The organism is Leeuwenhoekiella aequorea (genome assembly GCF_004104375.1).
Lineage (GTDB): Bacteria > Bacteroidota > Bacteroidia > Flavobacteriales > Flavobacteriaceae > Leeuwenhoekiella > Leeuwenhoekiella aequorea.
In genome coordinates this window covers 111800-137236 of sequence record NZ_QOVM01000004.1, presented here as the reverse complement: position 1 = coordinate 137236, position 25437 = coordinate 111800, and the positions used below count along the sequence as shown (strand labels likewise).

At 37.2% G+C, this 25437-nt stretch carries 19 protein-coding genes; 4 read left to right on the top strand and 15 right to left on the bottom strand.

Translation table 11 applies throughout. The annotated features are described in order from the left end of the window. Positions 1-9: 9 nt before the first annotated feature. Complete coding sequence (locus DSM00_RS10185) at positions 10-534, bottom strand: 30S ribosomal protein S16 (protein ID WP_128757908.1); 525 nt, start codon at positions 532-534, stop codon at positions 10-12. A gap of 173 nt (positions 535-707) precedes the next feature. Here DSM00_RS10185 and DSM00_RS10180 point away from each other — a divergent pair, with 173 nt between their 5' ends. Further along, positions 708-1565 (top strand): DUF6252 family protein, encoded by an 858-nt coding sequence (locus DSM00_RS10180; protein ID WP_128757907.1) that lies wholly within the window; start codon positions 708-710, stop codon positions 1563-1565. Here DSM00_RS10180 and DSM00_RS10175 read toward each other — a convergent pair. The 4 genes from DSM00_RS10175 to DSM00_RS10160 form a co-directional block, all read right to left on the bottom strand. Continuing rightward, complete coding sequence (locus DSM00_RS10175) at positions 1555-3102, bottom strand: PepSY-associated TM helix domain-containing protein (RefSeq protein ID WP_128757906.1); 1548 nt, start codon at positions 3100-3102, stop codon at positions 1555-1557. The two genes, DSM00_RS10180 and DSM00_RS10175, sit on opposite strands and share 11 nt — an antisense overlap. A 1-nt stretch (position 3103) precedes the next feature. Beyond that, positions 3104-3406, bottom strand: coding sequence for a hypothetical protein (locus DSM00_RS10170; RefSeq protein ID WP_128757905.1), 303 nt, complete (start codon positions 3404-3406; stop codon positions 3104-3106). Between the two features lie 282 nt (positions 3407-3688). Then, a complete protein-coding gene (locus tag DSM00_RS10165) occupies positions 3689-4411 on the bottom strand; it encodes a DUF4198 domain-containing protein (RefSeq protein ID WP_128757904.1) in 723 nt (240 codons plus the stop codon). Positions 4412-4421: 10 nt separating this feature from the next. Further along, positions 4422-6848: a TonB-dependent receptor gene (locus DSM00_RS10160; RefSeq protein WP_128757903.1), complete on the bottom strand. Its 2427-nt coding sequence runs from the start codon at positions 6846-6848 to the stop codon at positions 4422-4424. Positions 6849-7168: 320 nt separating this feature from the next. Between DSM00_RS10160 and DSM00_RS10155 the strand changes: the two genes are divergently transcribed. Both DSM00_RS10155 and DSM00_RS10150 read left to right on the top strand, forming a co-directional pair. After that, the gene (locus DSM00_RS10155) at positions 7169-8038 is read left to right on the top strand and encodes a phosphatase PAP2 family protein (protein ID WP_128757902.1); all 870 of its coding nucleotides are present in this window, start codon (positions 7169-7171) and stop codon (positions 8036-8038) included. A gap of 62 nt (positions 8039-8100) precedes the next feature. Continuing rightward, entirely contained in the window at positions 8101-8880 is a 780-nt protein-coding gene (locus DSM00_RS10150; protein ID WP_128757901.1) for a DUF1206 domain-containing protein, read from the top strand. A 1-nt stretch (position 8881) separates the two neighbouring features. On the opposite strand, the gene DSM00_RS10145 is transcribed toward DSM00_RS10150, so the two are convergent. From DSM00_RS10145 to DSM00_RS10115, 7 genes are all read right to left on the bottom strand, one after another. Further along, a complete protein-coding gene (locus tag DSM00_RS10145) occupies positions 8882-11257 on the bottom strand; it encodes a S9 family peptidase (protein ID WP_128757900.1) in 2376 nt (791 codons plus the stop codon). Positions 11258-11536: 279 nt separating this feature from the next. Further along, on the bottom strand, positions 11537-12376 hold the full coding sequence (locus DSM00_RS10140; RefSeq protein WP_128757899.1) for an endonuclease/exonuclease/phosphatase family protein: 840 nt from the start codon (positions 12374-12376) through the stop codon (positions 11537-11539). A 76-nt stretch (positions 12377-12452) separates the two neighbouring features. Beyond that, entirely contained in the window at positions 12453-14096 is a 1644-nt protein-coding gene (locus DSM00_RS10135) for a sulfatase family protein (RefSeq protein ID WP_128757898.1), read from the bottom strand. A gap of 4 nt (positions 14097-14100) precedes the next feature. Continuing rightward, positions 14101-15006, bottom strand: a complete 906-nt coding sequence (locus tag DSM00_RS10130) for an alpha/beta hydrolase (protein ID WP_128757897.1) — start codon at positions 15004-15006, stop codon at positions 14101-14103. Positions 15007-15023: 17 nt separating this feature from the next. Next, on the bottom strand, positions 15024-17300 hold the full coding sequence (bglX, locus tag DSM00_RS10125; protein ID WP_128757896.1) for a beta-glucosidase BglX: 2277 nt from the start codon (positions 17298-17300) through the stop codon (positions 15024-15026). A gap of 23 nt (positions 17301-17323) precedes the next feature. Further along, a complete protein-coding gene (locus DSM00_RS10120; protein WP_128757895.1) occupies positions 17324-18103 on the bottom strand; it encodes a carboxylesterase family protein in 780 nt (259 codons plus the stop codon). A 7-nt stretch (positions 18104-18110) separates the two neighbouring features. Continuing rightward, a complete protein-coding gene (locus DSM00_RS10115) occupies positions 18111-19370 on the bottom strand; it encodes a glucoamylase family protein (protein ID WP_128757894.1) in 1260 nt (419 codons plus the stop codon). On the opposite strand from DSM00_RS10115, the gene DSM00_RS15670 reads away from it, so the two are divergent. Then, positions 19342-19488 carry a hypothetical protein gene (locus DSM00_RS15670; protein WP_241652394.1) on the top strand — a complete coding sequence of 49 codons (147 nt, stop codon included), beginning with the start codon at positions 19342-19344 and terminating at the stop codon, positions 19486-19488. The two genes, DSM00_RS10115 and DSM00_RS15670, sit on opposite strands and share 29 nt — an antisense overlap. Before the next feature lie 9 nt (positions 19489-19497). On the opposite strand, the gene DSM00_RS10110 is transcribed toward DSM00_RS15670, so the two are convergent. From DSM00_RS10110 to DSM00_RS10100, 3 genes are read right to left on the bottom strand one after another with little or no spacing between them, the layout of a single operon-like run. Then, positions 19498-20865: a glucoamylase family protein gene (locus DSM00_RS10110; RefSeq protein WP_128757893.1), complete on the bottom strand. Its 1368-nt coding sequence runs from the start codon at positions 20863-20865 to the stop codon at positions 19498-19500. A gap of 17 nt (positions 20866-20882) precedes the next feature. Then, positions 20883-22307 carry a RagB/SusD family nutrient uptake outer membrane protein gene (locus DSM00_RS10105; protein ID WP_128757892.1) on the bottom strand — a complete coding sequence of 475 codons (1425 nt, stop codon included), beginning with the start codon at positions 22305-22307 and terminating at the stop codon, positions 20883-20885. A gap of 13 nt (positions 22308-22320) precedes the next feature. After that, positions 22321-25431 carry a SusC/RagA family TonB-linked outer membrane protein gene (locus DSM00_RS10100; protein WP_128757891.1) on the bottom strand — a complete coding sequence of 1037 codons (3111 nt, stop codon included), beginning with the start codon at positions 25429-25431 and terminating at the stop codon, positions 22321-22323. Positions 25432-25437 lie beyond the last annotated feature (6 nt).

The window sequence follows — 25437 nt, the reverse complement described above, 5'->3', positions numbered from 1 at the left end:
GAGTTTTATTTATTTAGCTTCTTCTTCGTTGTTTTCTTCAGTAGCAGGAGCTTCTGCTTCAGGAGCAGCCTCTTCAGCTACTTCTTCAGGTTGTGCAGCAGCGATACGAGCTTCGTTAGCAGCTGTTTCAGCAGCTAAAGCCTCTTTCTTAGCTTTTTCCTGTTCTTTAGAAAGTGTGTCTTTTTTAGATTCAACTTTAGAAGACTTATCCTCTAACCATGCGTTGAATTTTTCTTCCATTTGCTCTTCAGTAAGTGCACCTTTACGTACTCCACCGGCTAAATGATTTTTCAATAAAACACCTTTGTAAGAAAGTAAACGTTTTGCAGTTTCAGTAGGCTGAGCCCCGTTTTGCAACCATTTTACTGATGAATCTACGTCTAGGTCAATAGTCGCAGGATTTGTGTTTGGATTGTAAGTTCCTAGTTTTTCTAAGAATTTACCATCACGTTTAGCGCGCGTATCTGCGGCTACTACCCAATAAAAAGGTTTTCCTTTTTTACCGTGTCTTTGTAATCTGATTTTTACTGGCATAAAAATTAATTTTTGAGGTACCCGACCCCGATTATAATTTGTTGAATTCTATCTATAAGCACAGGCCTATAAATAGGTTCTCTAAATGAAGGCGCAAATATACTACAATTTTCTGGCTATCAATATGTTTTTATTTTATAAAATCTTAATTTTGAACTTAGACTTAATGTGTTATGGTAAAGTACCTTGTTGCTTTTTTAGGTGTGCTTTTGATATTTTCTTGTTCTGATGATGTGAGTTTTAACTCGCCCGCTTTTCAGGGAATTCGAGACACTGTTTTTTTCAAGGCAGCTGTATCAAGGGCAGAGCTTGTAAATGATTCCTCAGACACTGCAAACTCTTCAAATTTTGTTTATGCGGTACGCTTGTCAGGTATTTTAAATGATGAAGTGGTAAGTTTTACATTACCCTACTACGGTGAAGGGGTTTTTGATCTTAATCCTGAAGATGATGCTTATGCAAGTTATAGCAACACTTTAGGAAAAGAGTTTTCTACACGTTTTGATGGGGAAGGATCTGTAGTCGTTGAGCGTATAGAAGATAGTACATATACCGGATCTTTTAGATTTAGAGCACGTTCTGCTACAGATAGTACCGAGGTTTATTTTACTAAAGGTTATTTTTATGAGGTTCCTTTTTATAAGCGCCCCCCTATAGAAGAAGAAATTCCTGTTGTAAGTACTTTTTTTACGTGTAGGATAAACGGAGTTACTTTTAATCCTTTAAGTGTAAATGCTTCTTCAGGATCGACTAGTCTTTTAGGAGTAGGAAGTACAAACTCTGTAATTATACGCCTTATTTTACCATTAAATATTGAGCCGGGAACTTATCCGCTAACAGATTTTAGTGTAGACAGTGAATATAGGGCATCTTACAAATCGGGCATTTTTGAACCTATAGTTCAAAGTGGCACAGTTACCATTATTTCACATAATAAAGACGAGAAATCTATAGGGGGAACGTTTTCTTTTGTAGCTAAAGGAGCAAGTACAATTAATATTACTGACGGGAAATTTGGATTTAATTATTAGTCTTTTTTCTTACTTTCAAATAGGCAAATAAGGTACAAAGAGCGAGAGCTATCCAGAATACATCAACAAAGGCAATCTGATAGTTACCCATTGATAAGTTCTCCCAGAAAGTTGTTTTTGTAATACTATAATTTGCAATCGGAACTATAAAACCAAAAATACTTCCCCAAAGCAAGCTAAATCGAATGCAGTTTCCTCTGTCTTTTTTGAAGATTAGGTATGCACTTGCAAGAGCCCAAGTAATGAGGTAGAACCAGTAAATAGAATTTTCAGTTAGGGGATATGCCAGTTTTACAACGACAAAGCTAAGTGCCGTTACGGGATACATACTTAAGCATATGGCTAAATAAGTAAGTGCAACTCTCCTGTAAAACTTTTGTTTTTTAAGAGGAACATTTTTTTTATCACGGGACAGTAACCAAATCAATACTCCGGAAATAATTACTACACACGTGATAATTCCCAATAAAAAAGAAATTATGCGCAAGAGATAGCCTCCATAATCACCAAAATGTAAGCGGTACATTACATTTTTCACACTATCTAAATAAGAAGCATCTGAATACGGATTTTTAACGATTGTATTTTCTCCGCTGGCAACAGCAAATATGCTTGTTCCGGGAGCATTAAACTTTTCGGTATAATTTTGATGTCCCTTTAAAGTGATATGCATATTTTGATCACCATAATTATTAATTACAAGTTCGTTGACATTAAAACCCGGCCAGTCATCTCTAACTTTTAAAAGATAAGAGTCGAGTTTAGGAGTCTGTTCTAATCTTTTATTTTCAAAATTATAAGAAGGGACATCAAATTCTAGATCTTGATATACGGCAGCTTCATTACCTCCATACAAGGAGACAGCTGCGGGAGTAAGTAATAATACTTTAAGCATAAAAAATGCTCCGGAAACAGCTAAAACAAATTGAAATGGAAGTCCTATCATACCTAAAGCGGTATGTGCATCTGTCCACATCGTTTTTAACTTTGCCAATGGGCGAAATGTATAAAAATTAGAAAGTATTTTTTTCCAATGTATAAGTAAGCCGGTGAGAATTGCAAATAGAAAAAAGAACGCTACAAAGCCTGAGATGTAATAGCCTACAGGATAGAAAAATTGTGTTAGAAAATGCAGTCTGTATAAAAACTCCCCCAGAGTATAAGACTCAGCATAAGACTGTTGTTTATAGGTTAATGGGTCTATGTAAAAAAACTGTGCTCTGGGGTTATCATTTGTAATTAGAGAATCTTTTAGTGCACCCAGACTTACAGCTATACGGCGTTCTTCATAGTAGGTTTTAAGAGTAATATCTCTGCTGTTTAAATTATAGCGTTCATGTATACTATCTAAAACAGGATTTATTTGTGCAGGTAGATTGTCTGCTGATAATTCATTCTGATTTCTTTCCCAGGCGATAATGTCATCTCTGAAAAATGAAAAGGAGCCTGCAAAAAAGATGATATATAACGCAACACTTATTACAATACCACTTACTGTATGCAGGTTGAAAAATAAATTATAAAGCCGGTTATTCATATTAGGAAAGTACGGAGTTATAGGTATTTGTAAAAAACAAGATAAGCGCCAAAACACCTGTTACTCCAAAATAGGTCAAGCTTGCTTGCCAAGCTTTTTTTGGGATGTAGGCGACTATAAATAGAACCGCCCAAATTATAAATCCACTAAAAGTAAAGGTTATTAAAATTACGCTTTTAGAAATGTAAGCTGCAGCAATTAGATGCAACAATGTTGTTACCAGGTAACCCCCTACAAACCCGGTTAATAGTCGAATTGCCCGTTGTACGGGTGAGGAGGTTAAGTATTTAGAATTTGCAGGCAAATCAATTAAATTTAAATAGGTTTAATGGAGCAAGAATGATTATTAAACTGCTAAAAGTCATTAGGATAACACTAGCTGTAAAAATCCCTGCGGCCCAACTCATTTGATTTATAAATAGGCCATAGCCAAAACAAAGCAGGTAAAACCCGAGAGAATTAAGTATCCACTTATTCTTTCGGGTTTTGTTTTTATTTGATATTACTTTTTTGGAAGACATTTTTGCAGATGCCTTATACATTGCATAAAAGCCTACCGCAAGTAATAAACAAGCCAAATACAGCATTACGGCAAACTTGTGTAGGTTGCACAATGCCAGATAAATTGATAATCTACATCATTATAGCTCCCCGGCGTATTTTCATTATGGGTTACTTCAACAATATATTTTGTTTCAAAAGGCTTTGAATAGCTAATCATTCCATTTTCATCTGTAGTTACTTTCTTAGTCCATAAATCCAGCATCGAGATCGTAGCTTCTGCTTTTTCTAATGGAGCGCCATTATAGAGCACTTGTAGTTTTACACTATCTGGTGTATTTTCGATTTGATTTATTACCAGTCCTTCAGTGAATTTAGAGCTGTCTGCAGTTTGTTCTGCGTTTACATTTACTTGCTTAAATGTTTTATAAACAGGCTTAAAAATTCCGAAGTCATATTCTGTATAATCAAGAACTTCAATATTTTGATTTTCAAGATAAACCAGATATACACCATCTTGAGTAGGAGTGAATTCTGCTGAATAATGGTCTGTACCGGCTTTAGTTTCTAATGAATGTTTCTTTCCTGCAGGGTCTATAAGCCATAACTTAAAATCGCTCACCCCTTTAAAAGCATCTCCAGCAACTTCTTCAACAACACCATATGCGTATTCACCATAGTAAACGCGAACTTCTTGTGGCTCGTTTAAATTACCTTTGGCGCTGGTCTCCACCCATAAGTAATGTGCGAAAGCAGAATTTGACCCGCTTAAAAAAGCAATAGCAAGTAATAATATTATTTTTTTCATCTTATTTTTTTTAAAAGTTATAGGTAAAATTGGCTAACAATGTTCTTTGATTTTGTGGAGAAATTGTGCTCCATCCTTTGTAGTATTCTTTATTGGCAATATTGTCTAACTTAAGTGTTATGCGGTAATCTGAAGTCCCATAAAATAGTGATGAATTAAGTATGGTGTACTCAGGAAGTGTGAATGTTCCGCCTAAATTTCTGTTGAATATTTTATTCTCACTTGCATAGTTTCCTCCAAAACCAAAGCCCAAGCCGTCTAACTTACCGGAAGAAATTTGATAACTCGCCCACAAATTAGCCAGATTTTCTGGACCTGCACTCTCAGGACGTAACCCTTTAAAGTCTGCATCACCTTCTACCAGCTTACTGTCATTAAAACTGTAACCGGCTACAATATTTAAACCATCTATAGGATTTGCAATAAGACTTGCTTCAAAACCTTTATTTTCCTGAGTTCCATTTTGAGTGTAAAAATAATTGCTGGCATCTACATCTATACGTAACGATTTATCCTTAACCGTAATGTCGTAATAACTTAATGTCGCACTAATTCTATTTTTATAGAGATTGAATTTTGTGCCTACCTCAAACTGATTTGCCTGTTCTGGATCTAGGGTGCGAATTGTAGTTACCCCATTTGCTAACTCTTCTACGGGAGCTGTATTACTGAAACCATTCATATAGTTTGCAAAAATCGAAACTTTATTCAAAACTGGCTGATACACTAAACCAAACTTAGGAGATAAGGCAGTTTGTGAATGATCTGTATTGCTAAAATGATCTACACGTAAGCTAAGCATTGCAGATAATTCGGGAAGAATATTTACAACATCTGAAGCATAAGCACTAAAAATTTCTTGTTCAGATCTAGAGGGATTGATAGGAGAATTTTCTAATAAAGCATCTGTTCCCGGCTGATTTAATATACCAGAATCGTCTGTGAAATTTGCAGCGTCTGTTCTGCCCAGTACTTCCTCATTAAACTCTTGTAAATTGTCTCCTATATAAATAATACCATTGCCTACATAGCTCGAGCTATTATTGATTACAGTATTCTTATAATAATCAAGACCTACCACTAGTCTATTACGTACATTTCCTATATTAAAATCTCCAATGAAATTCTGCTGAATATCTGTGGCGTTTGTTTCTGAATTCTGCTTGCTTATATATCTGGAAAGAGAAATCCCCTCATCTAAAGTTGTGTATTGTGTACCTTCATATAAATAAGAATAGTACCCATCTGATTTTGAAGACGAACTAGAAAAAGCGGTTTGAGAAGTCCAGTTGTCACTTAGTTTATAATTCATTTGAGCCTGTAAGCTGTATGTAGGCGTCTCTATATATAAATCATTACCCGTGTAAGATCTATCATTATCGTAACCTAATTCTTCTAAATTAGTTACGCGAAGAGGTGCTGCACGATCTAAGAAAAGCATAGTAGGGTTTGTGCTTTTCCCATTATAAAATTCTGTATTTATATTGAATGATAATCTGTCATTAACACGGTAGGCCAGTGAAGGAGCTATGAAAAATGACTTCTTAAAACCAGCATCTTGATAGCTATTTTGAGTATGATATGCTGTGTTTACACGTAAAGCAATGTCTTTATCTTTACTTAATAAAGTGTTTACATCTGCAGTAACCCGGTTTAAACCATAACTACCCGCAGTGTAAGAAAGCGAACCACCAAATCCAAAAAATGGTTTCTTGGTAGTTATATTAATTAATCCTCCATAAGAAATTAAGCTACTTCCGTACAGAGTTCCTGAAGGGCCTTTAATCACATCGATGCTCTCTATATTTGCAGGGTCTGGACTCCCATTTGTGAGTGCAGGTAGACTATTAACAAGATTAGGCTGTGTTGCAAAACCACGTAAAGAAAAGTATCCGGCACCATCACTTCCGCGGCCTGTAGATTCCCAGAGCTTATCTATACCCGAAGCATTTTTTAAGGCATCATCAAAATTTGTAACTACTTGTTCTTTAAGTAAAGCAGAAGAAATGCTCGTGTATACTTGCGGATTTTCTATATCTGCAAGCGGCATTTTTGATACGCTCACACTCATTTCTCTATTAAATTTGTTATGTTTTACACCGTTTATACTTACAGCATCAAGCTGTTCCTGGCTCTCTTGAAGAATTATAGTCCCTAAATTTTTATTTGATTCTGCGTTTATTGTAACTTCTATATATTTCGTTTTAAAACCTATGTAGGAAATAGTAACGCGATACGTACCTATAGGGATTTTTTCTATTGTGAAAATTCCATTAGAATCGGTGGTGGTTCCTAGACTTGTTTTACCTACATCAATAGTAGCTCCCATTAAAGGCTGTTGATTATTGGTTTGTACCACACCGGTTAGCTGACTATTTTGAGCTGATACTTGAAGTGAGATTAGCGCAAGTATAAATGCACTTAGAAAAGTACGCATCGTTATTTAGATTAAATTAAAATTACATTGTTCGGCAAATGTATTTTCGAAATCTCAATTTTCAAAATTTATTTAGACTTAATTTAAATAAAACTTTTGAATATTCTGTCAAGCCTCAGAAACAAAGGCTTGTATAGTTAAATATTTTTCTAAAAAAATTAAAAACATTTAGAATAAACTTAGAATTTTAGCCTTGTACAAACGGCTATTTAACGCGATTGTAAATTTTAGGTTATTAAAATGTAATAAAATAGCACCTTTGCAGACTACCTCTTTTAAATGTTATCTATCAAATTTTATTAGATTTAATATACTACGTAATGACGAAAATTACCCTGTATGCTATTTTCATTATTCTTTTTGGAATACAATCAATTCAAGCACAAGACAGTTTATTTGTTGCATTAAATACCGAGGAGAAAAACACGCTTTGGAATGATTTTACTTATGATATGGGTAATGTTGTAGGGGGTGTAGGTTTTGCATATTCCAGACCTTTACATTGGCAAGGTGATGATTTCCTTCGTTTTGGTGGTGTTGCAGCAGGAACCGTGGGTTTATTTTTAGTTGATGATGAGATACGTCACAATTTTCTTTCCCATAAAGATGATGTACCACAAGGTTTATTGGAATTTGGTCGTTACGCGGGAAATCCTCAGAATAACTATGGTATTACTGGTGCGGTATATTTAACCGGATTATTTACAAAGAATGAAAAGCTTCGTAGAACGGGTGTCTTAATGATTGCATCTGCTACCGCAGCAGGTTTCATACAACAATTAAGCAAATCGCTGGTAGGTAGGGCACGTCCTGGAGCAGGTTTTGGTAATCATCATTTTAAACCCTTTGGTGGTACAGCTGCTTATCGTTCATTTCCTTCGGGTCACGCGGTACTTACTTTTACCACAACCTATACAATTGCCAAGCAATTTGACAATCCGTGGATTAAAGGAGGAATAATTGGAGTAGGACTAATCCCGGGATTAAGTCGAATATATGAAGAAGCACACTGGGCCAGTGATGTTGCGCTGAGTTGGGCAATGAGTGCTTTCATTGTTGAAGCTATTGATAAGTATCTTGATAGAAAATATGAGAAAAAGTATAACCCGGATTCATCTGCTAAAGAGTCTAATTTAGAATGGAATCTCACATTTACCGGTGATCAAATAGGTGTTGTACTTCAGTTTTAAAAGAAGTTTGGCTCACATTCTTCACATTATCATTACTATTAAATTCTAGAATCCCACCTTAATTGACATCGAAAAAAACTATATACGCGCGGTCTGGTCTCTTTGCAAAAGCCCTACTTTATTTATCAATTGGTATTGTTACGGCTATGGAGGCCTTTGGACTTGGTGGATTTAAAGCGGGAAGTTTTACCATTATGAATGTGCTAGCAGGCCACTCCTGGGGAAAGGCAATACTCTTTTTGTGGGCTGCGGGGTTGTTTGGGTATGTATTCTGGCGCATCTATGAATCTATTATAGACCACGAGGGATATGGGACGACTATATTAGGACTTGGGCAACGTATAGGTTTTGGCTTTGGAGGAGTTGTATATGGCTTTCTAGCCTTCAAGGCCTTGCAAATTGTATTTAATTCTGGAGATGACAGCTCGTACTCTACATCAAAAATTCAAGAGTTTATACATACAGACTTAGGGATGCTATTAGTTATTGGCGTGTCATTAGGTATGATGGGAGGCGCACTTAACGAATTTTATATTGCCTTTTCAGGAATTTTTAAAAAGACGATAGCCCTTGATGAGGTACCGTCAAAATATAAAAATGCGGTTATGAGTTTCGGTAAATTTGGGTATGCTTGTCGTGGTTTTACATTAGGTATTGCAGCTTATCTTTTATTACAATCGGCATTTACTACACGAGATATATCTAGCGCAGACAAGGAGGCAGCCTTTTCTTTTATGCAATATAATTTTGGAAACTTCATTTTAGGTCTCATTGCACTAGGCTTTATAATTTATTCCTTTTACGTTTTTGTAGAAACCTACTACCGCAAAATTGATATGTAAATTACTCTTTCAGTAAACTTTCATTAAATAATTTTAGAATACGCTTATACTCATCGGTCCAACTGCTAGGTTCAATAAAACCGTGATCTTCAACTGGGTAAACTGCAAGTTTCCAATTTTCTTTTCCTAACTCAATCAGGCGTTGTGTAAGGCGCACAACATCTTGAAAATGAACATTTGTATCTACCATACCGTGTTGAATTAGTAAATCACCCTCTAAACCTTCAGCAAAATAAATAGGCGAAGAACGTTTATATGCAATAGGATCTTCAGAAGGCTCATTTAAAATATTTGCTGTATAGCCATGATTATAATGTGCCCAATCTGTAACCGATCGTAATGCTGCACCGGCTTTAAATGTTTCCGGCTCATTAAAGAGAGCCATTAATGTTATAAAGCCACCATAGCTTCCTCCATAAATACCTACTTTATTAGGATTCACACCGTGATTTTCAATGAGGTACTTTACACCGTCAACTTGGTCAGACAAATCTTTGCCGCCCATATGGCGATAGATACCTGTTCTCCAATCTCTACCATACCCAGAACTAGCGCGGTAATCAATATCAATAACTGTATAACCTAAATCGGTAAGCATATTATTAAACATATACTCTCTAAAGTAACTCGACCACCATTTATGGGCATTTTGTAAATAACCTGCTCCATGAACAAAAACTACTGCTGCGCCATTTTTTGCTGATTCCTCTGGAAGGTATAAACGCGCAGGGATCATAGCGCCATCCTGAGCTTTGAATTTTATATTTTGGGGAATGCGCCACGCATAATCTTTAAATTCTTGAGACTGCCCTTTTGTGAGTTGTCTGGCAGTATCTTTTGAGCCCGTCTTTTTAATGTATAATTCCCAAGGTCTATTACTAAAGGAATTGCGTATTGCCATATATTTTTCATCAGGGGAGAGTGTAACCTCATTATTTCCTTGAAGATCTGTAAGCTGTTGCATCGATCCACCTCTTACCGGCATTTTATAAAAATGACGTTCTCCGGCATCTACTTGTGAGGTTGTCAAAAACCAGGATTTTTTATCATTAGATAAAAAAGGATCAAAAACCTCGTATTCACCCTGAGTTAATGAATTCTTTTTACCTGTAATAATATCTAATAGGTATAAGTGTGAGTAACCATTTTCTTCAGACTGAAAATATATAGTTCTGTTATCGGGAAGCCAACCTAATGTACCGCCACCAAATGACCAACCGATTCCTGGTCCTGCGATCCACGCCTCATCACGCTGGTGGTCTAAAGATTTCAAACTACCGTCTGTAAGATCTAACAGAGCTATCCAACGGTCTTTATTATCTTTAGAACGCACGTTAACAATAGCTTTGTTTCCGTCATCAGAGAATAGAGCTTGCGATACGATGACTTCCCGTTCTTTTTCTTCCCATTCTCTTGCGGGATATTCTTTAACGTAATCCGGCAAAGTTGTAATACCTGGTAATGCGGAGGTAATTACCGCATATGCCGTATCCTTTTTACGATTATAAATAGACAGAGAAGCTTCAGTTTTATCATCACCCACTTTACTGCGGGCGCGTAGTTCTTCGGTATATCCTGATGCATCTACATAATTAGGAACATTTGTAGATTCGCCGCGGTCCCGTTTCATCAACATAATGGTTACAAATTCTGCTGTGGGTGAAACTTGTAAGCTGCTTATCGATTTATCTCCGGCATAAAATACATAAGGATCTTTATCACCAGTCATTTTGCGGTATGCTTTAGAAAGTGAATCTTGTGTTTCCCGCTCATTAACAACTTCAAGCAGGCTCAAATTTTGAGATTTGATCCATTTATTTTTGTCTGATAATTTAGATTCTTTTTCTTCTTTAGATTTACCTTCTTTAAATTCTGTAATCTTTTCTAAACTACCATTTTTAGTATCCAAAACATAGGCGTTGTTCTCGTGTGTAAAGGCGATTTTAGTTTCATCTTTAAGAAAGGTTATATCACTTAAGCGCGCTCCCAGATCTATAAGTACCGAAGATTTATTTTTAGCTAAATCATAGAGATATAGCGCATTGTCTTTTGTATATAATTTTTCGGTTTTGGTATTATTATAGCTTCCGTATTTGCTAATCATTGCTTTGCGCTCAGCAAGTGTCACTTTCTCAATCTTATCCAGATTTTTAAGCGTTACTTTATACAAGCTGTCTGTTGAATTTCCTTCAGGATTGTAATCAAAATAGATCGTATTGCTTTGCGTTCCCCATTCTATATTTTCAGGAAAAGTCCCCATCCATTTAGGGTCTTTCATTATTTTCTCTACGGAAAGAGGAGAGGTTTGAGCATAAGAAGTGGATGCGTATAAACTTAAAAAACTTGCAAAAACTGCAGAAAGGTAAAATTTAATCATACAAGTAAATAAAAATTAGAGAACAGCAGGGAAGTTACAGAATAGTTATAAAAGTGAAACTAGTCAGCGTCTTAAAACCGCATAATATATTTTAAAACAAAAAAGCCTCACCATTTAAGGTAAAGCTTCTCAAAGGTTTCACTACAAAACCAGTTCCCAAATCTCTTTGGAAACAACACAACATCGTTATAAAGAGGCAGCTTTAAAGCTGCTGTTAAATCTTAGTAAGAAAACAAAAATAGCATTACTTTTTTGAATTTTGAACAATACTTATAAAATTTACGGTTGTAATTTTATTAAAACATAAATAGGTAAATGATCAGAAGCATATCGTAAATTCTTAGAATCACTTAATACAGCGTGTTTTAAAACTAGATTTGTATTTGATTTTCCTTGAAAAATATAATCTATACGTCGGGTTACAGGCTCGTTAAAATTAAATCCATTATAGGTTCCTGATGGTCCAAAAGGACCCATAGGTGCAATGTCATAAGTGTCAAATAAATCTGATTTTAATACAGCTATAGGCGCACTGTCTGGCTCCAGATTTAAATCTCCAGTTAAGAATACATCAACATTTTCAGTATTTAATTCGTTCATTTTTGCAAGAATAAGTTCTGAAGCTTTTTTGCGTGCTTCAACTCCTACGTGGTCAAAATGTGTATTAAAAACATAGAATTTTTCGCTGGAGCTTTTATCTTGAAATAATGCATAGGTACAAATACGAGGCAAAGCAGCATCCCATCCTGTGGAAATGGTATCAGGAGTTTCAGAAAGCCAGAATGTATCGCTTTTTAAAACATCTAGTTTGGCAGCATTGTAGAAAAGTGCAGAAAACTCTCCTTTATTTTCACCTTCTCGACCTACTCCAAGTGATTTATAGTCTTTGAGATTATCATTTAAGTACTGCATTTGCTCTGGTAAAGCTTCCTGTATTCCCATCACATCTGGAGCATAGAAGAGCACCTGGTTTTTTAGAAATTCTTTACGCTCGCTCCAGGCATTCTCACCATCAGACTCTGTAGCTAACCGAATGTTGTAGCTCATAAGTCCTAGTTCTTGTGCACAAAGCCCTGTAATACTAAAAACGAAGATTAGCGTGTAGAGAAGTGTTTTCATTTTGAATTTATTTAATTTATAAAAGTACGATTATACAAAGCCAAATTAGACTCTCTTACTTTATTTGAACATTAAGTTACTTCATAGGTGTACCGCGCAATCTTCTAAAATTCTGATATTCTTTGGCCACGCGCTCTTTAGGAGCTTGCTCAAATTCTTTTTGTGTAACTCCATAGACGTTTTGTATAGAGTCTAATTGTTTATGTAAGCGTAATATAACGTCAGCGTAAGCAGGATCATCAATTTTATTATGAATTTCTGAAGGGTCCGTTTTAAGGTCATAAAATTCCCAAGCATCAATATCATCATAAAAATGCATCAGTTTATAGCGCTTTGTGCTTACCCCATAATGCTTCTTAACCATATGAAATGCCGGAAAATCATAATAATGGTAATATAAAACAGATCTAAAATCTGCCTCTCCTATTTTTTGTTCTAGAACCGGTCTCAATGATTGACCCTGCATATCTTTAGTAAGATTAGTACCATTTGCATAATCTAAGAAAGTTTGGGCAAAATCCAGATTTTGAACCAATGCATCGCTGGTAGTTCCTGCTTTTATAGAATTTGGATACTGAATTAAAAGCGGGGTTCGGTATGATTCTTCGTACATAAAACGCTTATCAAAAAAGCCCTTTTCTCCAAGATAAAATCCTTGATCTGAGGTATAAACAACAATCGTATTCTTGTCTAGATTATTAGCTTCTAAATAGTCGAGAATAGAACCTACGCCTTCATCAACAGCTGCAATTGTAGCCATATAATCTTGTAAATACCGTTGGCCCTTCCATACGGCGAGTTCCTCCCCGTGTAAGTTTGCTTTATGAAAAGCATCGTTTTTAGGTTGATATGCCGCGTCCCAGGTTTTACGTTGTTGCGGAGTCATACGGTCAAAATCTGTAGTCCATGGATTATGCGCAAGTTGCGGATTACCTTGAGTTTTGGTCATTTTTAAATCGTGACCTTCATACATATCTGTATAGATTGTTTGCAGCTGTTCTTGAGCAGCTTGTTGACCTTTATTATCTGCAAAATAGGTTTCTGGTAATGGAAAGGTAACCGAATCATATTTATTTACGTGGCGCAAAGCAGGCATCCAATTGCGATGCGGAGCTTTGTGATGTACCATCATAAAAAATGGCTTGCTGGTATCGCGCTGTTTATCTAGCCATTTAATTGCATCTGCTGTGATGATATCTGTAGCATAGCCTTCAACTTGTGTAGTGTCGCCGTCTTTTATAAAATTAGGATTGTAGTAATTACCTTGATCCTGTATGATATTCCAATAATCAAATCCTTGGGGGTATCCATCTAAGTGCCACTTACCAAGTATTGAGGTCGTATATCCAAGTTCTTTGAGCTTTTTAGGCAACGTAGGTTGATCCCCATTAAAGCGATCCCCATTTTGACGAAAGCCATTTATGTGACTGTGTTTTCCAGTAAGGATTACTGCACGGCTGGGACCGCATATAGAATTTGTAACGTAAGCACGATCCATGCGCATGCCATTCTCGGCGATACGATCTATATTAGGTGTGGGTGCTAACTTACTTACAGGATGATCATAAGCGCTTATAGCTTGATATGCATGATCATCAGACATTATAAAAATAATATTAGGCTGTTTAGAAATTACTTCTGCAGTTACTTGTTCTTTAGCACTCTCTTTACAAGCTGAAACTAGTACTAAGAGTAAATAAGCTAAAAGTAACTTCTTCATTTTTTTATTTTTTAGTAACAGACATGGATTCTTGAATTAATGTGCCTTCGTTTACTACTGAATTTAAAAATTCAGCAATCTCATTAACAAATGCATAACCCAAATTTGCCCAGTCGTGATTACCGCCTTCTGCAGTTAGCAACATATAGGATGCATCTAATTTTTTAAGACGTTCTGCAATAAACGCATCACCATCTAAGGGTAAAAAACCGGGAGTTTCTGAGCTACAAAAGTGATGAGGCTGACTGTTGTATGGAACTAAATTATCTGCATCACCGTGTATGAATAGCCCGGGAATTGCATTATGTTTTGTAATATATCTGGCATCAACTACAGCTCCTGCAAGTGATACTACAGCAGCATATTTAGGATAAGTTCCTAGTTCTTTAAAATCAGGATGACTAGACATATAAGCAGTATTTAAAATACCCTCAGCGCCGGCGCTACTACCCGCAAGCACAATTTTAGATCTGTCAAACGCAAATTTACTTTCAGCTATTAGAAAGTTAGTTGCTTTTAATATGTCTTCTGTGGTTTGCTTAAAAGTCTCTATTTTTTCAGAGGAAGGACAATTACAACCAAATCCTGTCGATTTACCTTTTCGGGTAAGTGTATAGCTTATAGATGCAACAGCATAACCCTTTGCTGCCATCGCCTGAGAAAATTGTACTTCTAAAGGATTGTCCCGCTTACCACCAGAAAAACCACCACCGTGAACCAAAATTATAAGCGGTCTGGCAGCGTCTTTTTCATTTTCTTTAGCTGAATAAAAATCCAGTTTCAAAGAGTCTGAATACGTATGCGTAGACTTTACCAGATCAGCATATATCTGACCTACATATTTTTCTTGTGCATGTGTAAGTATTCCTGCAAACAGGAATAAAAAAAGAATACTGATCTGGCGTTTCATCTACTTATATTTTTTGTTTAGTTTAAAGTAAACGTTTCTTTTAGTGAAGCATTGCTATCACCGCCTACAAAAATTTCAAAATCACCGGCTTCAGCAACAAAATCTAAAGATCCATTATAGAATTTAAGATCATCTGCCTGTAGAGTCAAGACAACTGTTTTAGTCTCGCCCTTCTTTAAAAATACATTTTCAAAACCTTTTAATGTTCGCATAGGAGGTGTAAGACTACGCACCACATCGTGTAGGTATAATTGTACAATTTCGGTTCCATCATACGCACCGGTGTTAGTCACGTCAACACTTACTTCGATAGCTTCACCTTGTGCGATTTCTTTTTTGCTTACTTGAAGGTTTTTATAGTCAAAAGTGGTGTAGCTCATTCCAAATCCAAATGCTAATAAAGGTGCATTAGGAGCATCTAAATATTGAGATTTAAATTTCTCAAAAGCTTCAGAAGGGGCAGGACGACCTGTGTTTTTCTCACTGTGATATATAGGTATTTGACCTACATTGCGTGGCCAGGTTGCAGTAAGTTTACCTGAAGGATTGTAATCACCAAAAAGAACATCTGCAACTGCATTACCAGCTTCAATACCTGGATGCCAGATTTGTAAAATACTTACAGGCAGATCTAATTCTTCCATAATAACAAGTGGGCGACCACTCATAAGAGCTAATACAACAGGCTTTCCAGTTTTTGTAAGTTCGCGTATCAATACCTTTTGACTTTCTGGTATTGAAATATCTGTACGACTTGCAGCTTCTCCGCTCATTTCACTTGCTTCACCTACAACAGCTACAATTACATCTGCATTTTCTGCTGCTTTTAATGCTTCGGCTAGTAATGCTTCCGCACTTTCCTCAGAAATTTCAAGTCGAGGTCCAAACACATTTACTTTTTTAGCAAACGAAGTATCATTAGAGATGTTAGCACCTTTTGCGTAGGTTATACGTGCATTAGGAGCCACATTTTTTAATCCTTCTAATATAGATACTGACAGTTGAGGGTCACCAGTAGGAGCCCAAGTTCCTAACATATTGTTCTTGCTGTCTGCTAAAGGTCCTACAAGAGCGATTTTTGCAGTTTTAGAAAGTGGCAGCGTATTGTTTTCGTTTTTAAATAATACAAAAGATTTACGAGCAGCCTCACGAGCAAGCTTTTTATTTGCATCAGTTAAGATATCGCGCTTTGGTCTTTTACTATCTGAATATTTATACGGGTCTTTAAAAAGGCCTAACTTATATTTAGCTACCAGAATACGACGACAAGCTTGTGTAATAGTCTCTTCGGAAACTTTTCCTTCATCAACAGATTTCTTTAAAGTAGTTAGGAAACCTTCTCCTACCATATCCATATCCAGGCCGGCATTTATTGATAATGCAGATACTGCTTGTAAATCCCCCATACCGTGAGCGATCATTTCATTAACGCTGGTGTAATCTGAAACTACAAATCCCTCAAAACCCCACTTGTCTCTTAACAAATCTGTTAATAGCCATTTATTACCACTTGCAGGAACACCGTCAACATCGTTAAACGAACTCATCACACTTTCTGCACCGGCATCTATAGCCGCTTTATAGGGTGGTAAATATTCATTAAACATGCGCACGCGGCTCATGTCTGTGGTGTTGTAATCACGACCACCTTCTGAAGCTCCATATAATGCAAAATGCTTTACAGTCGCTATCATAGTAGCCTCGTTTGTAAGATCTTTTTGCTGGTATCCGCGTACCATTGCTTTTGCTACTTGCGATCCTAAATAAGGGTCTTCTCCAGCACCTTCAGCAATTCGTCCCCAGCGCGGGTCACGTGCAATGTCAACCATAGGAGAGAAATTCCAATTAATACCATCTGCGGTAGCCTCTTTAGCAGCAATCTGAGCTGTCTGCTCAATAAGATTCATATCCCAGCTGCTAGATAAACCCAGTGGAGTAGGGAAGGTTGTTTTATAACCGTGTATAATATCAGATCCTATAAGTAACGGAATACCCAGGCGTGTTTTTTTAACAGCAATTTCTTGTGCTTGTCTTATTTTATCAGGTCCCGAAACACCAAATAAACCACCTACATTTCCGGCTTTAATTTTTTCTTCAACATTTTTACTTACTACAGAGCCTGTAGCAACGCCGCCGCCGGGAGTAAGTAAGTTAAGCTGACCTATTTTTTCTTCAAGAGTCATTTTTTTCAACAATGCTTCTACTTCTGGGATAGCTTGTTGTTTTTGAGCAACTGCAGAGCCAAAGCTTGCGATTGCTAAAACGAGTAAAAATTTAGGGAGTGTATTTTTCATAATTCTAGTTGCAATTGTATTTTTTAGTTTTGTTGGGTATGACTAAAAAGCCATTGTAAAAAGTCTGGTTCTGCAAATGCAGGATCCCAGCTGTTATGATTAGCATGCTCATAAATTGTAACACGTGGAGTAGCTCCTGCTTGTAGCATTGCGTGCGCCATTTCTATAGAATAGATAGGGTTAACCACATCATCCTTTGCACCGTGAATTATCCAAAAAGGGGTGCTAGCGGAATATTTTGTGGCACTTTCTGTACTTCCTGCTCCGCAAATAGCGATAGCCGCAGCAAATAAAGAAGGGTTGCGCTGAACAATCTCATACGTTCCCATACCGCCCATAGAAAGACCGGCAACATAGACACGAGTCGTATCTACTTTGCCGTCTTTTATAAAACTATTCACTAATTCTGTCGCCATCCTAAGATGTGGTGTTGGCTTTTTGTCTGGGTGAAAGGTGATGCCAACAGGAGCGCTATTGCGATCTACATCTACATTTGCCCAGTATGAATCTGCAGGGCACTGCGGAAAAATTACAATTGCCGGAAACGCATTGCGATTACCAGTATTTGCAAAAAGCTTTGCCCCGTGAGTTAACTGAGATGTATTGTTTGAACCGCGCTCTCCCGCACCGTGCATAAACAGAATCAGTGGATATTTTTTTGTCTCATCGTAATTTAAGGGATATTGAATACGGTATTGTAAACTATCTGCCTCACTGTGATATACAGCAGGTTCAAAACTCTCTTGCGCCACCGTAAATCCTGAATATAAAAGCGTTAAAAATACTATGAGTTGTGTTTTCATAAATTATTTATTGAGGTATTGTATACTGAAAATTTAGTTTATCGAGACCTGCCTGTACACGTTCGTTTTGCATAAATAGTTTCCAAAGTAAACCGGTTCTGTGGTTCTCTATCATTACTAATATGGGTCCTTGGTCAATTGCCAGATAAGCTTCTGCAACCGCATAGTTCTGTGACGGACTAAAGGCATCATAAAAGCCAGCTGGTCCTAATAAAATATTTCTTAAACTGTAAAATCCGCGTAAAGCAGACATCGATTCGTTCGGGGTATAGGGGAACGAACTTAAAGCTGCTGTGGGGGATATTACGCCGGTGTCATTGCCGGGTCTGTGTGCTTTATAACCCAGACTTCCGTCTGCATTAAGCGTGTAACTTGCCGTAAGTCCCCAAAAGTTTTTACCATAATCCCGCCATCCTAAGGGATTTTGTACACAATAAGCATAGTTACTCAAAGCGTGATTTACAGTTGCAGTTTCATAATTTACATAGGAGTCAGAAAGCCCAAAAGGATTAAGACCCATATGTGAATAATGTGCCCAAAATAAAGGTCCACCGGTTTGTTCTGCACCCGCATGCTTCACTTCTAAAGGATAGCCAAAAGCAGAAGCACCGGACTTTATAGAACCATTTATAGCCCAACCTTGATTATATACAGCTTCAGAAATACTATACTCTTTGGAAGCAGCAGCCAGAATGTACGTTATGAGTGTTTCATTATAGCCTTGTAACATCAATTTTATAGCAAAATCATTATTAGGACTCCAGTGCCAGTACAGCACATTTTGACCTTGGGTAAACCAGTTCCATTCGATACCATCAACAAGAGTAAACGCCTGCTGAGAAAGCAATTTTTCTTCGGTAGAACCCTCTTTAAAATACTCGCCAACAGTAATAAGACCTTGAGCGAGGAATGCGGTCTCAACTAAGTCTGCTCCATCATCAAGTGCGCTAAAGGGAAGTGTTTTTCCTGTAGTGCCGTGAATCCAGTGCGACCAGGCTCCGTGAAAACGATCTGCGTTTTCTAAGAAATTTAAAATTTTTGTTAGTCGGTTTACCGCTTCAGTACGTGTTACAAACTGGCGCTCTAAACCTACAAGAATTCCCATTAAACCAAAACCCGTTCCACCTGTGGTGACCGTGTTTTGATCTTGCGAAGGATTTGAAGGAATATAACGCTCACGAGCTGCACCTGAATCTGTATTTGCGAAGTCCCAAAAATATTTAAAAGTCTCTCTTTGCGTGAGATCTAATAATTCAGTATCAGAAATCTCAGGTTCGGGAGTAGGTGTTTCTCCTCCCGAATCTGGATTTTCTTCAGGAAGTTCTGCGACAGAATCACCACTGTCGCTAGAACATCCTAGAAAGATTATTAGAAATGCTATGTAGATTGAATTTTTAATTTTCTTCAGTTTTTAAGTACGGACTATTAAAACCAAGTTTTTTTAATCCCGTTAATACATCTTCATTCTTCATAAATAGTTTCCAAAGTAAACCACTTCTGTAATTCTCGATCATAACCGGAATAGGCCCTTGATCTATTGCTAGATATCTAGGTAAATACCAGTCGTTTTCTAGGCTAAATGCATCATAAGGACCATATTTCCCTACTAGTGTATCTAGGTTTGTGTACATATTGCGTAGAAATGCTGTACTTTCTTTAGGGGTGTAAGGCATAGAAGATAAAGCAGCAGTAGGAGAAATTACTCCTAAATCATTATCAGGTCTGTGACCTGCATAACCTTTCATAGAATAACTGGATGTCATACCCCATACCTCTGGACCATACCCTTTAAATCCTTTAGGATTTTCTACAGCATATTCATATTGAATTTTTGCGTGATTCACATTTAATTTCCAATAGTCACCATACTGATCTGTAAGATCATTAGGATCGAGACCTAAATAAGAATAGTGTGCCCAAAACATAGGACCTACTGGGGATGCGTCGTGCTCATAATGATTAAGAATTGTTCTCATCCCATACATCGTAGTATCTTGAGCTATTTTACCGTCAAGAGCCCAGCCTTTCTCATATACAGATTTTGAGATGGGATGTGTAGGTGATGCTGCTCCTAAAACATACATAATGAGCGCTTCGTTGTAACCACCCACCGGAAAATTCATTTTCCATCCTACATTAGGAGACCAGTGCCAGTATAGCGTGTCTTTACCTTGAGTGTACCAATCCCATTCTACTTCTTCCCAAAGTTTTTGTATCTGAGCTACAAGTGCTTGCTCTTCTTCATTTCCGTCTCTGTAATACTCGGCAACTGCTAACATTCCTTGAACCAGAAACGCAGTTTCTACAAGGTCCCCGCCATCATCAAATTTGCTGAATGGTTTTACTTTACCAGTAGTGCCATCTAACCAATGAGGCCAGACACCGTGAAAACGATCTGATTTTTCAAGAAAATCAATCATTTTTTGAAAACGGGTGAATGCGGAATCTTTAGGGATAAAACCACGTTCAACACCCGCTAACAAGGCCATAAATCCAAAACCTGAACCACCTATAGTTACGATATTTCTATCGTCAGATGGGTAAATGTCATCAGTATGAATACGTTCTGGAGCTAGACCAGAATCTTTATTTGCACCTTCCCAAAAATAGTTGATAGTCTGTTTTTGTATAGAATCGTACAACGTTTCGTCAGAAAGGGTATCAGAGGTTGTTGTTACAACCTCTTGATTTTGCCCTTCTGTTTTAGAATCCTTGCATCCTGACAGTGATACAAGGATCATAACAATTAAAAATAATCGCATAAAGCTTCTTTAATAAGTTACCAACCCGGATTTTGAGTCATTTCTGGTGTTTGTACTAATTGATCATTTGGAATAGGGAACAATTCGTGTTTCCCTTCTATAAATGTTTTACCATCTGCAGCTAAAGCAGTTTTAGCTTGACCAGTACGTACTAAGTCATAAAAACGGTCGTGCTCCATAGCAAGTTCTAGACGACGCTCCTTCCAGATAAGGGGTCTTAATGCAGTTTGATCTGTTGTAGTTACAGCAGGTAAATTTACACGTGCTCTTACACGGTTAAGAGGCACAAGGGCAGCTGCGCTTTGACCTAGTTCATTTAATGCTTCTGCTCTAATTAGTAGGATTTCAGAAAAACGTAGAATACGTACGTTTTTGTCTCCATCACTTTGTCCTGCATTTGCAGAAGAATATGCTTTCTCATTGTAACGAGGGTTTTCTACACTAGCGCTTACCTCACGGCCGTCAAATAATGTCTCTCCTGCAAAGATGATAGTCGCATCTCTACGAATAACGTCTCCTTCTGCATTAAAAGCATCTTCTAAGTTTTGTGAAGGTGAGTTGAAACCCCATCCCCATCCACTAGGTCCGCGAGCACCTTGTGTTTGAGAATATTGTTGAACACCATGCTGAGGGATTTCTCCACGAGCCTGAATTTCAAAAACTGATTCTGGTCCATTTTCTGAAGAAGCTCTCCAAACAGTAGCATAATCAGGTTCTAAGTCATATTGGCCAGAAGTAATTAAATTATTGGCCATATCTGCAGCTTGCTGCCATTTTTCCTGATACAAGTATACTTTTGCAAGTAAACCCTGAGCCGAACCTTTAGAAGCACGACCTACATCAAGATTTGAATACTCGTTTTTGTTAGGAAGTGCAGCAATAGCTTCAGTAAGGTCTTGCTCGATATAAGCATATACTTCTGAAGCAGGAGCACGATCAATAAGATCGATATGCTGTAAAGGCACATCTCCAAAAGAACGCACTAACCAGAAATAATTAAGAGCTCTTAAAAACTTTGCTTCAGCAATTACACGTTGAGTAGGAGCAGCAGACTGTCCAGTATATTCTTGTGTAAGTTCTATTGTTTGAGAAGCTCTACCAATGGTTTTATACCACTGGGTCCACATTGCACGTACAGAAACTGAAGACGATGTATGCGTTAAGTTATCAAGTTCTCTTTTATCTGTACCAGAATCTGTAGGTGAACTTCCTTTATCTGCATTATCAGAAATCATTTCTGTAATTCCAAGATATGAGAATGCATAAGAGAAATCTGTATGCATACCATAAACGCCTGTTAAGAAGTTTACTGGTTCAAAATCTTCTTCACTATTTTCTGCTTCAGGAACTGTTACTTCAACGTCTTCCACAAAGTCATCGCAGCTTGCAAACATGAACCCTGTAGCAAGAGTTAATGCTGCTATTTTAAGTTTATAAATCATAGTATTCAATTTTTTACAATTTGAAATTAGCTCCAAGAATAAATGACTTGGTATTAGGATATGCAGACAATTCGATACCTGTTGTTCCCGTAGGATCTCCATTTTGATTTAATTCTGGAGTGAATCCTGAATAATCTGTGATCATAAATGGGTTTTGAACAGTTACATAAATTCTTGCGCTGTTAACGAATTTAATTTCTGGAAGCGTGTAGCCTAAGGTGATGTTACTTACTCTAAAATAAGAACCATCTTCTAAGTAGTATGAAGAAGCTTCAACATCACGATCTGCACCCGGGTCTGTATTTGTAGAACCTGGACCTGTCCAACGGTTGTTAAAGATCTCTTCGCTGATGTTTTCACCACCTAATCTTGTATTGTATAAACCGTTGTAAACTTTGTTTCCGCCTACACCAAAACCAGCAACACTTAAATCAAAGTTTTTGTAGTTAGCACCTATGTTGATACCATAGTTGTAAGTTGGTATATACGAACCAAAGTACTTTTTATCACGGTCATCTATGACACCATCTTCGTTTTGATCTTTGTAACGCAAGTGACCCGGAGAAGCATTTCCTATAGAAGCGTTAGCATCTATCTCTTCTTGAGTTTGCCATACACCATCTGCCTCATACATCCACCAGGCAAAAATTGGCTGGCCATCTGCAAGACGTTTTGTGATACGACCATTTCCTAAACTACCACCGGTAGCACCGTCATAGGCCGCTTTTACATTCTGAACTTTGTTTTCGTTTGTAGAAAAATTAAAACCTACATTATAGCTGAAATCTGATCCTATTTGATCTCTCCAGTTTACTAAAAATTCAAAACCTGTATTTGATATTTCCGCAGATTCATCAAAGAAGTTATTCAAGAATTCTGAGTTTAATACGGGACGCGTATTTAAAATCGCGTTCGTATTTAATCGGTTATAGTAATCAATAGTACCTGATAATTTGCGATCTAATAATGCAAAGTCAAAACCTACTTCAAATTCTTCGGTCACCTCCCACGATAATGGAATTGCCGGTGTACCTAATGCAGCACCTATTATTAAGCTTTGAGCAGGACCGAAAACATAATTTGTATTTCTACTACCATCACCTGTATTTATTGTTTGTGCATTAAATGGAATTGACTGGTTACCAAGTTTACCCCAACCTGCGAAGATTTTAAGATTGTCAAGAACTCCATTATCTTCCATAAAACCTTCATTTGTAATATTCCATCCTAAACTGAATGCAGGGAAATATCCAAAAAAGTTATCGTCACCGGTAACAAAATCACTGGTTCCATCACGTCTTAAAACAGCACGTAAGTAGTAACGCGAATCGTAATTATATTCTACACGACCAAAATAAGACTGAAGGTTTGTACTTTGAAAAGTATCTCCGCCAATACTATCGTCAAATAAACGATCTGTTCTTAAGTTGAAGTTTCTCAGGTTGCGCTCATTTCTAACGTCATAACCTTGAGAAGAAGTAACTTCTCCACCATTAAAGTTTTCACGGCTAATACCTAAAGTAGCGCTAATATCGTGTTTTCCTATTACCTTAGAATAAGTAAGAAATCCTTCAACGTTCCAACGGTAAGACTCCGTACGTGAGATTGAATATGAGTTATTTGCAAATTCAGTAGAAACTACCCCATCATCATCAGGATCTGTACGTTGTAAGTCAAAAAACGCTTCATCTCTACGTGGATCTGCATTTAACCAGCTTGCACGAATGTCTGAAAAACTGTGATTTGTAGAGTAAAATTTAGTTGCTCCAAAGCGAGTTGAAAGCATCAAATCTTCAGAAATATCAAATTCTGCTGTAATCTGACCTTGAAGGCTGGTTGTATTTATGTAAGTATCTTCAAAAAACACTTGTGATACTGGGTTAGCATGAGTATTAAGACGACCAACGCGATCCCCAGGAGCGCCTTCAAAAGTTACTTGTCCTGTAGTTTCGTTTACAAATGATTGACCAAATAATCCATTGTCATATCGTACAGGAACTAAAGGCGACTGGCGATACGCAGAACTAAAAGCACCTGACGGTTTTGGAGTCTCGTTTGTATACGCAATGTTTAGATTTTGTATGATTCTAAAACGGTCATTGAATAAGTGATAGGTGTTGTTGCTACGTATTGTACCACGCTGGTATTTTTGACCTTCTAAAATTCCTTTCTCTTCATACAAGTTGTAGCTTAAAAAGTAATCGATGTTTTCACCTGCACCAGAAACAGAAAAGCTATTGTTTTTTATAGTTCCGGTTTGAAGAAGTTCATCATACCAGTCTGTATCATAACGCTGGTTTTCATCTAAAAGAAAACCTCCATTTGCTGCACTTTCTTCATTGAAGTATTGTGTGTATTGTTGTGCATTAGCCATTTTAACTTGGTTAAGTGTTGTTTTAGCACCATAATACGACTCAAAAGAAAATACAGTCTTTCCTTTTTTACCACGTTTTGTTGTAACTAAAATCACACCATTTGCAGCACGTATACCATAAATGTTAGCATAAGAAGCACCCTTAAGGAAATCTATTGACTCAATGTCATTCGGGTTAATGCTTCGTATATCGCTTAATGGCTGACCATCTACAATATAAAGTGGAGAACGACCACCTTCAGCAGTTCCTAAACCACGCATAAGTACTGTAGGAGTAGAGCCAGGTGCATCGTTTGCGATGATATTTACACCAGCAACTTTACCCTGTACAGATTGAATAGCTGAAGTTGCAGGAGATTTTGTAATCTCTTCACTCTTAACTGAAACAATCGCCCCAGTAATGTCAGATTTTTTCTGGTTTCCATAACCTACGACCACTACTTCTTCTAATTCATTAGAATCATCTTGCAACGTTATATTATAAGTTGCGTCATTAGTTATAGAAAACGTTTGAGCTTGAAAACCTAAATAGGTTACTCGCACTTGATCTCCTACAGAAACTTCTAGAGAAAAGTTTCCATCAAAATCGGTAATCGCATAGTTGTTCTTATCAACAACTTTAACTTCTGCTCCCGGAAGCGGAACATCTCGAGTGTCTTTAACAGTACCCGTAACTGTTTTTGATTCCTGCGCGTTCATGCTAAAAGTAGCAAGCGTCAGCAATAACAGAAAGGTTATTTTAAGTTTCATACGCAC

Bases quoted from the DNA above. Each gene is read 5' to 3' on its own strand.
- DSM00_RS10180 (WP_128757907.1), top strand. From the start codon at position 708: ATGGTAAAGTACCTTGTTGCTTTTTTAGGTGTGCTTTTGATATTTTCT.
- DSM00_RS10105 (WP_128757892.1), bottom strand. From the start codon at position 22,307: ATGATTTATAAACTTAAAATAGCAGCATTAACTCTTGCTACAGGGTTC.
- DSM00_RS10120 (WP_128757895.1), bottom strand. From the start codon at position 18,103: ATGAAAACACAACTCATAGTATTTTTAACGCTTTTATATTCAGGATTT.
- DSM00_RS10100 (WP_128757891.1), bottom strand. From the start codon at position 25,431: ATGAAACTTAAAATAACCTTTCTGTTATTGCTGACGCTTGCTACTTTT.
- DSM00_RS10175 (WP_128757906.1), bottom strand. From the start codon at position 3,102: ATGAATAACCGGCTTTATAATTTATTTTTCAACCTGCATACAGTAAGT.
- DSM00_RS10145 (WP_128757900.1), bottom strand. From the start codon at position 11,257: ATGATTAAATTTTACCTTTCTGCAGTTTTTGCAAGTTTTTTAAGTTTA.
- DSM00_RS10155 (WP_128757902.1), top strand. From the start codon at position 7,169: ATGACGAAAATTACCCTGTATGCTATTTTCATTATTCTTTTTGGAATA.
- DSM00_RS10160 (WP_128757903.1), bottom strand. From the start codon at position 6,848: ATGCGTACTTTTCTAAGTGCATTTATACTTGCGCTAATCTCACTTCAA.
- DSM00_RS10140 (WP_128757899.1), bottom strand. From the start codon at position 12,376: ATGAAAACACTTCTCTACACGCTAATCTTCGTTTTTAGTATTACAGGG.
- DSM00_RS10165 (WP_128757904.1), bottom strand. From the start codon at position 4,411: ATGAAAAAAATAATATTATTACTTGCTATTGCTTTTTTAAGCGGGTCA.
- DSM00_RS10185 (WP_128757908.1), bottom strand. From the start codon at position 534: ATGCCAGTAAAAATCAGATTACAAAGACACGGTAAAAAAGGAAAACCT.
- bglX (WP_128757896.1), bottom strand. From the start codon at position 17,300: ATGAAAAATACACTCCCTAAATTTTTACTCGTTTTAGCAATCGCAAGC.
- DSM00_RS10135 (WP_128757898.1), bottom strand. From the start codon at position 14,096: ATGAAGAAGTTACTTTTAGCTTATTTACTCTTAGTACTAGTTTCAGCT.
- DSM00_RS10110 (WP_128757893.1), bottom strand. From the start codon at position 20,865: ATGCGATTATTTTTAATTGTTATGATCCTTGTATCACTGTCAGGATGC.
- DSM00_RS10130 (WP_128757897.1), bottom strand. From the start codon at position 15,006: ATGAAACGCCAGATCAGTATTCTTTTTTTATTCCTGTTTGCAGGAATA.